This is a genomic window from Robiginitalea sediminis (assembly GCF_002198115.1).
Lineage (GTDB): Bacteria > Bacteroidota > Bacteroidia > Flavobacteriales > Flavobacteriaceae > Robiginitalea > Robiginitalea sediminis.
This window is the reverse complement of record NZ_NGNR01000001.1, coordinates 87,761-102,380: the sequence shown is the minus strand read 5'-3', so window position 1 is coordinate 102,380 and position 14,620 is coordinate 87,761. Positions and strand designations below refer to the sequence as shown.

Annotated in this window: 13 protein-coding genes; 5 read left to right on the top strand and 8 right to left on the bottom strand. The window is 55.6% G+C overall.

All coding sequences use genetic code 11. The annotated features are described in order from the left end of the window. Positions 1-66 precede the first annotated feature (66 nt). The 8 genes from CA832_RS00460 to miaB all read right to left on the bottom strand — a co-directional run bounded on the left by CA832_RS00460 (position 67) and on the right by miaB (position 7,260). The gene (locus CA832_RS00460; RefSeq protein ID WP_088339597.1) at positions 67-555 is read right to left on the bottom strand and encodes a GAF domain-containing protein; all 489 of its coding nucleotides are present in this window, start codon (positions 553-555) and stop codon (positions 67-69) included. A gap of 102 nt (positions 556-657) precedes the next feature. Continuing rightward, the gene (gene groL / locus CA832_RS00455; RefSeq protein ID WP_088339596.1) at positions 658-2,289 is read right to left on the bottom strand and encodes a chaperonin GroEL; all 1,632 of its coding nucleotides are present in this window, start codon (positions 2,287-2,289) and stop codon (positions 658-660) included. 57 nt (positions 2,290-2,346) lie between these two features. Beyond that, a complete protein-coding gene (locus CA832_RS00450; RefSeq protein ID WP_088339595.1) occupies positions 2,347-2,625 on the bottom strand; it encodes a co-chaperone GroES in 279 nt (92 codons plus the stop codon). Between the two features lie 141 nt (positions 2,626-2,766). Continuing rightward, positions 2,767-3,132 (bottom strand): preprotein translocase subunit SecG, encoded by a 366-nt coding sequence (gene secG, locus CA832_RS00445; protein WP_088339594.1) that lies wholly within the window; start codon positions 3,130-3,132, stop codon positions 2,767-2,769. Beyond that, the gene (locus CA832_RS00440) at positions 3,129-4,028 is read right to left on the bottom strand and encodes a hypothetical protein (protein ID WP_088339593.1); all 900 of its coding nucleotides are present in this window, start codon (positions 4,026-4,028) and stop codon (positions 3,129-3,131) included. The genes secG and CA832_RS00440 overlap by 4 nt, the downstream gene beginning before the upstream one ends. A gap of 1 nt (position 4,029) precedes the next feature. Then, positions 4,030-4,545: an LptE family protein gene (locus CA832_RS00435; RefSeq protein WP_088339592.1), complete on the bottom strand. Its 516-nt coding sequence runs from the start codon at positions 4,543-4,545 to the stop codon at positions 4,030-4,032. A 1-nt stretch (position 4,546) separates the two neighbouring features. Further along, a complete protein-coding gene (locus CA832_RS00430; RefSeq protein ID WP_088340706.1) occupies positions 4,547-5,809 on the bottom strand; it encodes a sigma-54 interaction domain-containing protein in 1,263 nt (420 codons plus the stop codon). A gap of 8 nt (positions 5,810-5,817) precedes the next feature. Then, positions 5,818-7,260: a tRNA (N6-isopentenyl adenosine(37)-C2)-methylthiotransferase MiaB gene (gene miaB / locus CA832_RS00425; protein ID WP_088339591.1), complete on the bottom strand. Its 1,443-nt coding sequence runs from the start codon at positions 7,258-7,260 to the stop codon at positions 5,818-5,820. Positions 7,261-7,399: 139 nt separating this feature from the next. Here miaB and CA832_RS00420 point away from each other — a divergent pair, with 139 nt between their 5' ends. The 5 genes from CA832_RS00420 (at position 7,400) to porL (ending at position 14,611) form a co-directional block, all read left to right on the top strand. Beyond that, positions 7,400-8,641 carry an LVIVD repeat-containing protein gene (locus CA832_RS00420; RefSeq protein WP_088339590.1) on the top strand — a complete coding sequence of 414 codons (1,242 nt, stop codon included), beginning with the start codon at positions 7,400-7,402 and terminating at the stop codon, positions 8,639-8,641. A 125-nt stretch (positions 8,642-8,766) separates the two neighbouring features. Next, positions 8,767-11,229, top strand: coding sequence for a type I DNA topoisomerase (gene topA / locus CA832_RS00415; protein ID WP_088339589.1), 2,463 nt, complete (start codon positions 8,767-8,769; stop codon positions 11,227-11,229). Between the two features lie 25 nt (positions 11,230-11,254). Next, positions 11,255-12,412, top strand: a complete 1,158-nt coding sequence (locus CA832_RS00410) for a formimidoylglutamase (RefSeq protein ID WP_088339588.1) — start codon at positions 11,255-11,257, stop codon at positions 12,410-12,412. 116 nt (positions 12,413-12,528) lie between these two features. Beyond that, complete coding sequence (gene porK, locus CA832_RS00405) at positions 12,529-13,881, top strand: T9SS ring complex lipoprotein PorK/GldK (RefSeq protein ID WP_088339587.1); 1,353 nt, start codon at positions 12,529-12,531, stop codon at positions 13,879-13,881. Positions 13,882-13,960: 79 nt separating this feature from the next. Next, positions 13,961-14,611, top strand: coding sequence for a type IX secretion system motor protein PorL/GldL (gene porL, locus CA832_RS00400; RefSeq protein WP_088339586.1), 651 nt, complete (start codon positions 13,961-13,963; stop codon positions 14,609-14,611). The last annotated feature ends 9 nt before the right edge of the window (positions 14,612-14,620 follow it).

The following is a 14,620-nucleotide window of genomic DNA, read 5'->3' as shown; positions in this document are numbered from 1 at the left end:
CGATGAACCCCGCCGGGTTATCAACAATAGAGGGAAAGTTTTTAAAAGCCTGGCCGGTTGCCAGTCCTACCCGAGTTGGGCGGATGGGTCGGAAATCCCTTCGGCCTCCAGCAAGCGGGAGACCCCGGCGCAGATCCCTTCCAGCAACCGTTCATCTTCCTCGGAAAACGGGTCCGGGGTATGGGAGTCGATGTCGATCTGCCCGATGTTCTTCCCATCCAGAAAAACGGGGACCACAATCTCGGATTTCACATGCAGGCTGCAGGCGATGTAATTGTCCTGGGCCGAAACGTCCGGCACCACAAAGTTCTGGTTGCTGAGGGCTACCTGCCCGCAAATGCCCTTCCCGAAGGGGATCAGGGTGTGGTCCGTAGGGTCGCCTGCATAGGGTCCCAGTTTGAGTTCCTCCCGCTGGCCATTGCGGAAATAAAAGCCCACCCAGTCGTAATGGGCAATGGTGGTGCGGAGGTATTCACAAACGGCCTCCAGCTTCCGGGAAGGTGTTGTACCCGCTTCGGAAAGGATGGCTAATGCACGGGTGAGGTGGTCCTGCATGGGAGTCAGTTTTAATTGGGCCAAGGTACAAAACACGTCCCAAACCTATAAAAAAATCCGGCAGGGAAACTGCCGGATTTTCTGGTTTTGCAAGGCTGTGGTTTACATCATGCCGGGCATACCGCCTCCGCCCATAGGGGGCCCTGCCGGGGCATCTTCCTTGATTTCGGTAAGGGCGCACTCCGTGGTGAGGATCATACCGGCTACAGAAGCGGCATTTTCCAGGGCAATACGCGTTACCTTTTTCGGGTCGATGATACCCGCCTTCATCATTTCCACGAACTTCTCGCTCTTGGCGTCGTAACCGAAGTCGCCTTTGCCTTCGTGTACCTTGGCTACGACAACGGAGCCTTCCCCGCCGGCGTTTTCCACGATGGTGCGCAGGGGTGCCTCAATGGCACGGGAAACAATCTGAAGCCCGGTTTCCTCATCGGAATTCTCCACGGCTACTTTGGAGAGGACTCCCTGGGCGCGTACCAGCGCAACCCCGCCTCCGGCAACAATGCCTTCTTCCACCGCGGCACGGGTGGCGTGCAGGGCATCGTCAACGCGGTCTTTCTTCTCCTTCATCTCCACTTCCGAAGCGGCGCCTACGTACAGTACGGCAACCCCACCGGCCAGTTTGGCCAGACGCTCCTGGAGCTTCTCCCGGTCGTAATCGGAAGTGGTGGTTTCAATCTGGGATTTGATCTGGTTCACGCGGCTCTTGATGGTATCGGCAGCTCCGGAACCGTTCACAATGGTCGTATTGTCTTTGTCGATGCTGACCTTCTCGCAGGTACCCAGCATGTCCACAGTGGTATTCTCCAGGGTAAAGCCGCGCTCTTCAGAGATAACGGTACCTCCGGTAAGGATGGCGATATCCTCGAGCATGGCCTTGCGGCGGTCCCCGAAGCCGGGAGCTTTAACCGCGGCAATCTTCAGGCTGCCGCGCAGTTTGTTCACTACCAGGGTAGCCAGGGCCTCGCCGTCCACATCCTCTGCAATGATCAGCAGGGGCTTCCCGGACTGGGCCACGGGCTCGAGTACCGGCAGCAGGTCCTTCATGGTGGAGATCTTCTTGTCGAAGAGCAGCACATAAGGGTTATCCAGCTCGGCAATCATTTTTTCGGAATCGGTAACGAAGTAAGGGGAGAGGTATCCGCGGTCGAACTGCATGCCCTCCACCACGTCTACGTACGTGTCGGTTCCCTTGGCTTCCTCTACGGTAATTACGCCTTCCTTGCCTACTTTATCGAAGGCCTCTGCAATGAGTTCCCCGATGGTTTCGTCGTTGTTGGCGGAGATGGAAGCTACCTGTTTGATTTTCTCGGATGAGTCCCCCACTTTCTTGGCCTGTTTGGACAGGTCGGCAACAATGGCCTCCACGGCCTTGTCAATCCCGCGTTTCAGGTCCATGGGGTTGGCGCCTGCGGCTACGTTCTTGAGGCCTTCCTTAACGATGGCCTGTGCCAGGACGGTAGCGGTAGTGGTGCCATCCCCAGCCAGGTCGTTGGTTTTGGATGCTACTTCTTTTACCATCTGGGCACCCATGTTTTCCAGGGCGTTTTCCAATTCGATTTCCTTGGCTACTGTTACCCCGTCCTTGGTGACTACCGGCGCCCCGAAGGATTTGCTGATAATCACATTGCGGCCTTTGGGGCCGAGGGTTACTTTTACGGCATTGGCCAGGGCATCCACGCCGCGCTTCAGGCCATCCCGTGCTTCAATTTCAAAGGTTATATCTTTTGCCATAATACTTGTTTCGTTTTTTTGGGTTTCGGCCCGGGTGCGGGCCAGGTTGGTGTTCTATCAGATGATCGCCAGAATATCGCTTTCCCGCATCATCAGGTAATCCGTGCCATCGAACTTCAGCTCGGTACCGGAGTACTTCCCGTACAACACGGTGTCTCCAACAGATACGGTCATTTTCTCATCTTTGGTACCGGGGCCAACCGCAACCACTTTCCCTTTCTGCGGTTTTTCCTTGGCCGTGTCCGGGATAATAATGCCAGAGGCTGTCTTGGTTTCGGCTGCCATGGGTTCTACCAGGACCCGATCCGCCAATGGTTTAATGTTCACTTTAGCCATATTGATCGATTTTTTAATTTAAAGATTACGCCCATTGCCTGGGCCAAAATTGTGCCAGCCGATAAAAACTGACAGATTGTAAAATGAAAATGCCAGCTTGTCATAAAAGCTGGCATTTTGGTCACGCGAAATGTCTTGATGTTACTGCAGGGTGTCAATCGGCGTAGCCGGCGTTCCGGCCGGGGCCTCTTCCGGGATGGCGTTGAGGTCGCCTTCCGGGACAGCTTCGATACCGTCTTCCTGCAATAGTTTGGATTCGGAAGCCTGAAAATTACTTTTCAGGGTCACGTTTGAGACCAGGATCAGGACGATGAGGATGGTGGCCAGGGTCCAGGTGCTCTTGTCCAGGAAATCCCCGGTCTTCTTCACCCCTCCTACAACCTGGTTGCCGCCGCCTCCAAAAGAAGAGGACAACCCTCCGCCTTTGGGGTTCTGCACCATCACTACCAGCATCAGCAGCAAGCAGACTGCGATGATCAGGATCACAAAGATTGTAAATGTGCTCATTTGTCTTTCTTCGGTTTAGCGTCGCGAAGTTTCCCGACGGCTTTAATTTGGTCTGCAAAGAAACCACTTTTTTCCGGATATTTCAAACTGAGAATGCGGTAGGCCTGAATGGCTTTTTTATACTTCCCCTGTTCCAGGTAAACCCGCGCCAGGGTCTCGGTCATAAGCTCGTTTTTATTGAGTTGCACCGAGGCTCCGATATCCACTTTTTCGGCCTGTTCCGGGTTGGGGACAATTTTGGGGTTCTCGGCTATGAACCGGTCAATCAATTCGAATTTTTCCTTTCTGGGATCGGCTTCCGGTTCCGTCTGCACCGGTGCCTCCGCAGGGGGCGGGGCGGGCTTCTTGAAACTGGCCAGTTGCAGCCATTCGGAAAAGGAGTGGCGTTCGTCCTTGGTAAATCGCAGGGGCTTGCCCATTTGAAGGCTTTCCCGGGAGGCTTCCAGGGCTTTGTCTACCTCGGGGTCTACTGAGCGGAACAGTTTGGGGTCCAGGATCTGGTCGGCCTCCTCCAGGTTGCGTGGCAGGGGGCTGTCCTCCTGTTTTTCGATCATCCCGGTATCCCGCGCCATGTTCGGCTCCACGGGTTCTGCAATGATTTCCTGGTCTTCCAGGGATACCCGGCCGGAAATGCTGTCGGCAATAGGGTTCTGCAGGAAGGCTTCCGAAGTGATAAAATCGAACAGGATTTCCCGGTCTGCCGTACAGGCCGCGGTCTCCTTCAGGGCCTGATTGTATTTATAACTCTCCTCGTTGTGCAGGGCCTTGAGGTGCAGGGCGCGGGCGGCCTGGAACCAGGGGTAGGCCTCCACCACCTCTTCCAGGGCCCTGGCCTGGGCCGGGGTACGGAGCGTTTCGGGCGCCCTGAGCAGGTTTGTGAAATCCGAGACCTTCATCTTACCAGTCTGCCAGCGATTTGTTGAATATTTCCTGGTTGATCCGTTCGAAAATTTCCCTGTGGGCTTCGTCCTGTACAGACGAGAGCTGGGAGGCAGCAGGGTAATCGAAGAAAAAGGAGAACCGCTGTTCCCAGTCCGAGTCCTCCTTGGTCCGGTTAAAGAACCGCACGTTTACACTCATGGTAAGCCGGTTCTGTGCTGCCCGCTGTTCCGCGGTTGCAGACATAGGCTGTACCCGGTATTCCACGATCTCGCCCTCGTAAACCAGATCGCCGCTGGAGCCCACCAGGTCCAGGTTGGTCTGGTTCAGGATGAGGTCCTGCAGGGACAGGGTGAAATCGCGGTCCAGCCCCGGGTGGAATACCGAACCCGGGCTTTGGGTGGCGTTGTTCTGGAAGTAGTTCACCTGGAAGGTTTGGGCTGTACCCACATCCCCTCCGGTAAAGTTGTAGGCGCCGCACCCTACCAGGGCCATGGCCATGAAAGCAAGGAACAAAAAGGGTCTGGCAGCCATCTTACAGGTCGTATTGTTTGATCTTGCGGTACAGGGTGCGTTCGGAAATCCCCAGTTCGGAGGCCGCAGCCTTCCGACGCCCTTTGTTGCGCTCCAGGGCTTTGGCAATCAGTTCGATTTCCTTTTCCTGTAAAGATAGGGTTTCTTCCTCTTCTATCTCTTCGGCAAAGTGGTACCGGTCCTCGGCCGGAGCCTGGGGCACGGGGGCCTCTATCTCCGGGTCCGGTGCTGCCGGCAGGACGGCTACCGCGCTGCTCTCCTCCACGGCATCCTCGGCCTCCCCGTAGATTTTACGGATCAGGGAGCCGTGCTCCTCCTGTACTTTTTCGGCATCGTCGTGCTTGAGCAACTCCAGGGTCAGTTTCTTCAGGTCGTTCAGGTCCGACTTCATGTCGAAGAGGACCTTGTAGAGGATTTCCCGCTCATTGCTGAAATCGCCTTCTGAGCGGCGGGTGGCCACCACGGCAGGCAGGTTGCTCCCGGCATCCGGGAGATAAGACCTCAGGGTGGCTGCCGAAACAGACCGGTCCTGTTCCAGGACGGAGAGTTGCTCGGCTATGTTGCGCAGCTGCCGGATATTGCCCGGCCAGCGGTGGTGTTCCAACAATTGCACGGCATCGTCCTCCAGGCGGATGGTAGGCATTTTATACTTCTGCCCGAAATCCGAGGCGAATTTGCGGAAGAGCAGGTGGATGTCTCCCTGGCGTTCGCGCAGGGCCGGGATGTGTATTTCCACGGTGCTGAGGCGGTAGTAGAGGTCCTCCCGGAACTTACCCTTCTGGATGGCCTCTATCATATTGATATTGGTAGCTGCTACAATACGGACATTGGTCTTCTGGACGCGTGAGGAACCCACTTTGAGGAACTCCCCGTTTTCCAACACCCGCAGCAGGCGGACCTGGGTGGTCAGGGGCAGCTCCCCCACCTCGTCCAGGAAGATGGTGCCCCCGTCTGCCACTTCGAAATACCCGCTGCGCGTTTGGGTAGCCCCGGTAAAGGCCCCCTTTTCATGCCCGAAAAGTTCACTGTCTATGGTCCCCTCAGGGATGGCCCCGCAGTTTACTGCTATGTACTTGGCGTGCTTGCGGTGGGAAAGGGAGTGGATGATCTTTGGGATGGCTTCCTTCCCAACGCCGCTCTCCCCCGTAACCAAGACGGAAATATCCGTCGGTGCCACCTGTATGGCTTTCTCCAGGGCGCGGTTGAGCTTGGTATCGTTCCCGATAATCTCAAACCGTTGTTTAATGACCTGTATGTTTTCCATGGTGTTGTTCACGAATTTGAATACCCGACGGCTGTCCCCAGCAGGGTAGCCGAGGTACAGTCTTCGATCCGGACATTGACCAATTCCCCTTTGCGGTAGTTTTCCTTGGGGAAGACCACCACTGTATTCTGGGTATTGCGCCCCATCCAGTGGGCGTCGGACCGTTTGGAAGGCCCTTCTATGAGGACTTCCTCCACCTGGCCCAGGTGTTGCTGGTTGCGCCAGAGGCTGTGCTGCTGCTGGAGCTCGATGATTTCACGGAGCCGGCGTTTTTTATCGGCCTCCGGCACATCGTCCTCCATCTTCCGGGCCGCCAGGGTTCCGGGCCGCTCCGAATAGGCAAACATAAAGCCGAAGTCGTATTTGACGTACTCCATCAGGGACAGGGTTTGCTGGTGGTCCTCCTCCGTCTCGGTGGGGAAGCCGGCAATCATGTCCTGGCTGATCCCGCATTCCGGGATAATCCGGCGGATGTTGTCTATCAGTTCCATATACTCCTTCCGGGTGTGCAGGCGGTTCATGGCCTGCAGGATGCGGTCGCTCCCGCTCTGAACCGGCAGGTGGATGTACTTGCAGATATTCCGGTGGCGGGCCATGGTCTCGATTACCTCCAGGGTCATGTCCTGGGGGTTGGAGGTGGAAAAGCGGATCCGCATCCCCGGGTAGGCCGTGGCCACCTGGTCCAGCAACCCGGCAAAGGTCACCGCGCTGGCTTTCTGGATGGCACTCGCCTTTTCAAAATCCTTTTTGAGCCCTCCCCCATACCAGAGGTAGCTGTCTACGTTCTGGCCCAGAAGGGTCACTTCCCGGAAGCCCTGCTCCCAGAGCGTGCCCACTTCCTCCAGGATGGACTGGGGGTCGCGACTGCGTTCCCGGCCCCGGGTAAACGGGACCACGCAGAAGGTGCACATATTGTCGCACCCGCGGGTAATGGAGACAAAGGCCGTTACGCCGTTGGAGGCCAGCCGCACCGGGGAAACGTCCCCGTAGGTCTCCTCCTTGGAGAGGATAACGTTAACCGCCTGCGCGCCCCCGTCTACTTCCCTCACCAAATTGGGCAGGTCCTTGTAGGCATCGGGCCCTACCACCATATCGACGATCTTTTCCTCTTCCAGGAGTTGGGCTTTCAGGCGTTCGGCCATGCAGCCCAGGACCCCTACCTTAATAGAGGGTCTCTCCCTTTTCAGGGTGTTGAACTGCTCCAGGCGCTTGCGGACGGTTTGCTCCGCCTTGTCACGGATGGAGCAGGTATTGACCAGGATGAGGTCTGCCTCTTCCATTTTGGGGGTGGTGTTAAACCCCTCCCCGGCCAGGATGGACGCCACGATTTCGCTGTCCGAAAAATTCATCTGGCAGCCGTAGCTCTCTATGTACAGTTTCCGGGCATTGGTCTGCCGCCCGTGTGTTTCCAGGGCGCTGCCCTGTATGGCTTCGTCTATGATCTTTTCCATGTTTCCCTTTTTCCGGCAGGGAGGCAAAGATACGACTTCGGCATAGAAGTGACAATTTGGCAGAAATTAAATTTTTGCAAAAACGCAACGGGGCTGCCTGCGTTGTATCTTTGGGATACAGCCCCAAAAACAAACGGTTATGAAATCGCTTCGAATCCTGCTGGCAGTTGCCCTTGCCGCCGGCCTGTCCTCCTGTGAAAAGGATGACAACCCCGAGTTTGCGGACTACCTGGTAGCCCGACCCCTGACCATGACCCTCGAGGACTTCAGCAACAGCCTCGATATTGTAGCCCCCCAGCCCATTGCGCAGTCCGGGAAGATCTATGCCTATGCGGATTATGTTTTTGTGAACGAACCCTACAAAGGCGTGCATGTTATTGACAACAGCAATCCTGCATCCCCCAGAAAAACCGGTTTTATACGCATCCCCGGCAACGTGGATATCTCGGTGAAGGGGGATTACCTCTTTGCCGACAGCCTCTCCGACCTGGTGGTTCTGGATATTTCGGATATGGGGAATATCCGGCCCGTTGCCCGCCTGGAGGGTGTCCTGCAATCCTATTTTGCCTGGCCCCTGGAGGCAGACCTTATCGAATATGGAGACTGGGACCCCCAAACTGAAATCCAGGTTGGGTGGGAGGTGACCTCGGAACGGCGCAGGGTAGAGGAGGTGCGTCAGCGGATGAACGAGGAGGTCCTGATGTTTGCCGATGCCGCCAGTGCCGATACCGGGCAAGGCGGGTCCCTGGCCCGGTTCAAGATTGTGGCAGACTACCTCTATGCCGTAGACAGCCATACCATCAACGTCTTTGACATCTCGGACCTGGAAGCCCCGGTGGCCCTGGAGGACGTCTTTGCCGGTTTCGATATTGAAACCATTTTTAACTACGGCGACCATTTATTTCTGGGCAGCATGCGCGGGATGTACATCTACGATATCACCGCCCCTGCCACCCCCACCTTTGTATCGGAATTCCAGCATGGCACAGCCTGCGACCCGGTGGTGGTAGACGGGCAATATGCCTATGTGACCCTCCGGGGAGGTAACGGGTGTGGCGCCCTGGAAAGCGGCCTGTTCATCGTGGACATATCGGATATCACCCGCCCGGAACTCGCGGTGCAATACCCCCTGGATGAACCCTACGGCCTGGGCCTGAAGGGAACCCAGCTTTTTGTCTGCGACGGGTCTTCCGGCCTGAAGGTCTACGATAAAACCGACATCATGGACCTGCAACTGCTGGGGCAGTTCCAGGAAGTTGACGCCTACGATGTTATCCCGCTGCAGGAGCGCCTGCTGATGGTGGGGGACGGGGAACTTTTACAGTATTCCTATAGTGAGGCGGGGCTGGAATGGGTCAGCACCCTTTCGCTGAAAGACTGAATCTTCCCGCCTTAAGGGAGGCGGGCGGATGTCTCGTTGCGGCCTTTTTCCGGGACAATCCGGAAGGGCCCTGGGGGTACCTATAAAAAAATTGCCATACTTTTGTGAACCAAAACGCGCATTGAATGGCAAAGAACCTGGTCATCGTAGAGTCGCCCGCAAAGGCTAAAACCATTGAGAAATTCCTGGGAAAGGATTTCAAGGTGACCTCGAGTTTCGGCCACATTGCAGACCTGCCCTCCCGGGAACTCGGGGTTGACGTAGAAAAGGACTTCACTCCTAAATACGTCGTAGACAAGGAAAAGAAAGCCCTGGTCAAGAAACTCAAGGAGCTCGCCTCCAAAGCCGAAACCATCTGGCTGGCGAGCGATGAGGACCGGGAAGGGGAAGCCATTTCCTGGCACCTGGCCGAGACCCTGAAACTCGACCGGGACAAGACCCGCCGGATTGTTTTTAACTCCATTACCAAGTCGGCCATCCAGAAGGCCATCGAAAACCCGCGCACCATTAACTACGACCTGGTCAATGCCCAGCAGGCGCGCCGGATCCTGGACCGCCTGGTGGGGTATGAACTCTCGCCGGTACTCTGGAAAAAAATCAAGCCAGGCCTTTCCGCCGGCCGGGTACAGTCCGTAGCGGTCCGGCTTATTGTGGAGCGCGAACGGGAAATCGAAGCCTTCAACCCGGAGAGCAGTTTCCGGGTAGTGGCGGAATTCCGCACCGAAGGCGGGAGTGTTTTCCGCGCCCGGATGAACGAGACCTTTGCAGATGAATCGGCCGCCATAGCCTTTCTGCAATCCGTGTCCGATGCCGCCTTCAGTGTGGACAGCCTCGAGAGCAAGCCTGCCAAAAAATCTCCCGCTCCGCCCTTTACCACCTCTACCCTCCAACAGGAGGCATCCCGGAAACTCTATTTTTCTGTGGCACGCACCATGCAGGTGGCCCAGCGCTTATACGAGGCCGGGCTTATAACCTATATGCGTACCGATAGTGTGAACCTTTCGGGGGAAGCCATACAAGCCGCCAAAGATGCCATTGTGGAGGCCTATGGGGAAGACTATAGCAAGGTGCGCCAGTTCAGCTCCAAAACAAAGGGGGCCCAGGAGGCGCACGAAGCCATCCGCCCCACGGACATGCGCCTGCAGAACCCCAACCTGGATCGGGACCAATCCCGCCTATACGAACTCATCCGGATGCGGACCCTGGCCTCCCAGATGGCCGATGCCCGCCTGGAGCGCACCAATGTCCGGATACGAAACAACCGGGAGGATGCCCTTTTCAATGCCAGCGGGGAGGTCATCACATTCGACGGGTTTTTAAAGGTCTACCTCGAAGGCAAGGATGAGGAGGATCTGGAAGAGCAGGACGGCATGTTGCCGGCCATGAGCAAGGGAGACCGCCTGGAGTGTAACTATATCACCGCCACCCAACGCTTTACGCGGCCGCCTTACCGGTATACGGAAGCCTCTCTGGTCAAGAAACTCGAGGAACTAGGCATTGGCCGGCCCTCTACCTATGCCCCCACCATCTCTACCATCCAGAACCGTGGGTATGTGGAAAAGGGAAGTGTGGAAGGGCAGGAGCGGGCCTACCGCCAGCTGGTGCTGGAAGCCGGCCAGATTCAGGGCAAAGACCTCACGGAACTGGTGGGCTCGGACAAGGGCAAACTGGTTCCCACGGACATCGGCATGATTGTGAACGACTTTTTGGTAAGCCATTTTGCCAATATCCTGGACTACAATTTCACCGCCAAGGTGGAAAAGGATTTCGACGATATCGCTGCGGGTGACGAAGACTGGCAGCAGGTACTCCGTACCTTTTATAAAGACTTCCACCCAACCGTGGAGGACGTGGAGGAAAATGCAGACCGGGCCAAGGGCGAACGCATCCTGGGGACAGACCCCAAGACCGGCCGGCAGGTTTCGGTACGGCTGGGCCGCTTTGGCCCTATGGTGCAGATCGGGACGGCCGAGGAGGAGGAGAAGCCGCTTTTTGCCAGTCTGCTCCCGGAACAGTCCATAGGGACCATTACTTACGAGGAGGCCATGGACCTGTTCAAGCTGCCCCGGAAACTGGGCACCTACGAGGGGATGGAAGTAGAAGCCAATGTGGGCCGCTACGGACCCTATGTGCGCTACGGGAAGAAATTTGTTTCCCTGGATAAGGACGAGGGTGTTTTCGATGTGGACCTTGAGCGCGCTGCTGAGCTCATCCGGGCCAAGGAAAAGGCAGACGCCCCCATTGCGGAGTACCAGGGCAAACCCGTGACCAAGGGAAAAGGGAGGTTCGGGCCTTTTATCAAATGGGACGACATGTTTATTAACGTGGGTAAGAAATACGACTTCGACCACCTTTCCGATTCGGATATCGCCGAATTGATTGAAGACAAGCTGCAGAAGGACCGGGAGAAACAGGTCCGGCAGTGGCCCGAGGCCGAGGTGCGGATCGAAAAGGGTCGCTGGGGCAACCTGGTACTGATCAAAGGCCGGACCCGGGTAAACCTCCCCAAGGATACAGACCCGGAAAGTATGACCCTGGAACAGGCCCAGGAGTTGCTCTCCAAACGCAAACCCAAGAAAAAAAGCTAGTATAATAGAATAAGGTATAGGGCCCATGGCATTCGATTTTCTCCAACCCGTCTCCCAAAAAGTCCTGGCCCATTGCGAACTGATGCCTCCCCAGGCATTGGGCCAGCTTATCTATAAGCATACCGAACAGGATGGCCTCCCGGTACTGGCCGGGGCTACCTTTGCCATAGTGGGGGTATTCGAGTCCCGCAATGCCTTTATCAAGAAGCACAACCGCCTGGACCTGGAGGAGCTCCGCCTGCAGCTCTACCGCCTCATGCTGGGGAACTGGAACGATACGATTATAGACCTGGGGGATATCGATGAGGGGGAAACCGTGGATGACACCTACTTCGTGGTGCGCGAAATTATGGCCGGACTCCTGGAGGAGGGAATCATCCCGATTGTCCTGGGGGCCACCCAGGATATTACCTACCCGATGTACCGCGCCTTCGACGGTATAAAAGACATGGTCAACCTGGTTTCGGTAGACAGCCGCTTCGACTTCGGCGCCGATGAGGAACTGATCTCCTCCAATTCCTACATGAGCCGGATCATTACAGACAAGCCGAACAACCTGTTTAATTTTTCCAATATCGGGTACCAGAGTTACTTCAATGCCCAGGAAGAAGTGGACCTGATGGAACGGCTCTTTTTCGACGCCTACCGCTTGGGGGAAATCACGGCCGACGTGGCCCTTGCCGAGCCCGTACTGCGCAACGCCCATCTGGTGAGCATCGATGCCCGTGCCGTGCGTGCCTGCGAAATGGGGATGAGCGAACACTTCTCGCCCAATGGGTTTACCGGGCGGGAAATCTGCGCCATTACCCGGTATGCGGGTATGGGCGACCGGATAGCTGCCCTCGGGATCTTCGAAATTGAAAACAACCCCCAGTCCTTCCAGCTGGTAGCCCAGATGATCTGGTATTTCCTGGAAGGGCACAACTTCCGCGTTAGCGAAAATCCTTCGGAATCCAACCCGGATTTTACCCACTACATCGTACCCTGCGATTCCGAAGAACTGCACTTCTACAAAAGCGCCCTGACCTCCCGTTGGTGGGTGGAGGTACCAAACCTGCTCACAGGGCATACTAAATCCAATGCAACGGCGTTATTACCTTGCACCGAGAGGGACTACCTGGACGCCTGCGATCAGAACATCCCGGAACGGTGGTTCAAGGCCTACAAGAAAGGCTTCAACTAAACCGACATTGAATTAGCGAGATTAGGCGCTATCGTACAATAAATTATTCGTTTTTAAGTTTTAGTGAATAATTAAAAGATAGTACCGTACAATCTTAACCGAAATTGACCTAACGTATGAAGAAGCTATTGTTTTCATCTTTAGCGTGTGTTTTTTTGCTGAGTAGCTGTGGTTCCAAATCAAAAGGGGAACTGGTAGGCGTTCGCGGGAAAAAATGGTACCCAGAAAAACCGTATGGCATGGAACTCATCCCAAGGGGTTCCTTTATAATGGGTAAAAGCGAAGAAGATATGGGCAACCTGCTCAATGCCCCTACCAAGACTGTTACCGTCCGGTCTTTTTATATGGACGACACCGAGATTACCAATAGCGAATACCGTCAGTTCGTGGAATGGGTAAAGGATTCGGTTGTGCGCAGCAAGCTGGCCATCCTGGCCGACGAGCTCGGCCTGGGCCCGGAAGACGACGGGATCGGGCAATATGCCTTTAAGGATGCCGATACCGCCAACTTGTCTGTGTACGACAAGTACATGATGGACAATTACGGTTTCGGGGAGGATTATTTCGAAAACCGCGCCCTCAACAAGGATGAGGACCTGGTATGGGATACCTCCGATTACCCGGACGAGTACTATGCCGAGGTGATGGACTCCATGTACATCCCTGAGGAAGAGGCATACAACGGGCAGCGCACCATAGATGTAACCAAGCTCGTTTATAAGTATACCTGGATGGATATCGAAGCCGCCGCCCGGGCCAAGACCGGCCGCCGGAAGGATTTCATCCGCAAGGAGGAGACGTCCATCTACCCGGACACCACCGTCTGGATCCGCGACTTTGAGTACTCCTATAATGAGCCCATGCACAACGATTATTTCTGGCACGATGCCTATAGCGACTACCCGGTAGTTGGGGTGTCCTGGACCCAGGCCAAGGCGTTCTGCAACTGGCGTACCAAATACAAGAACGATGACCAGCGCGAGCGCGGTAAACAGTTTGTGAACCAGTTCCGCCTGCCTACCGAGGCCGAGTGGGAATATGCAGCCCGCGGGGGCATCGAAGGGGGGACCTACCCCTGGGGTGGCCCGTACGTGATCTCCGATACCGGCTGCTTTATGGCCAACTTCAAGCCGCAGCGTGGGGACTACGCCGCAGACCAGGCCCTTTACACCGTAGAGGCCAAGTCTTACGAGCCCAACGATTACAACCTTTACAATATGGCCGGAAACGTTTCGGAGTGGACCAACTCCAGCTATTATTCCGGTTCCTACGAGTACGCATCCACAATGAACCCGAATGCGGATACCCAGAACAACACCCGGAAAGTGATCCGGGGTGGGTCCTGGAAGGATGTGGCGTACTTCCTTCAGGTGAGTACGCGAGATTACGAATACAGGGATTCGGCCCGGAGCTACATTGGCTTCCGCACCGTACAGGATTACATGGGAGAAGAAGATTCAACCCAGTAAACATCCCCCGGTATTCAAAACCGAACAAACGCAACCAAATACTTATTGTTAACTTCAATCTTCATTTAAATTTCAAATTATGGCACAATCTAAATCAACAAAAAAGCTCTTTAACATGGCCTACGGCCTTGGAGCTTCGGTGGTAATCATCGGGGCCCTGTTCAAGATCCTTCACTGGGAGTTTGGCCCCCTTACCGGTGGTCTGCTTCTCGCGGTAGGTCTTATTACCGAAGCCCTGATCTTCGCGATAAGCGCCTTTGAACCGGTAGACGACGAATACGACTGGTCCCTGGTGTACCCGGAACTTTCCGGAGGACAATCCAAAGGTGGTAAGAATGCTGCTGCCGAGGCCAAGGAAGCCGAAGGTCTGCTTTCCAAGAAGCTCGATGAGCTGCTGAAAGAAGCCAACATCGACGCCGAGCTGATGACCAGCCTGGGCGAGAGCATCCGCAACTTCGAAGGTGCTGCCAAAGGCATTGCCCCGACTGCCGATGCCATCCAGTCTACCAAGAAATACAACGACGAGCTCTCTCAGGCCGCTTCTCAAATGGAATCCCTGAACAGCCTTTACAAGGTTCAGTTGGAGAATGCCTCCCGTCAGGCTTCCATCAACGAGGAAGTGGTACAGAATGCAGGAGCCCTCAAAGATCAGATGGAATCCCTGGCCAGCAACCTTTCTTCCCTGAACGGCGTTTACGGAGGTATGCTGTCTGCCATGAACAGAAACTAATCGTGTTGT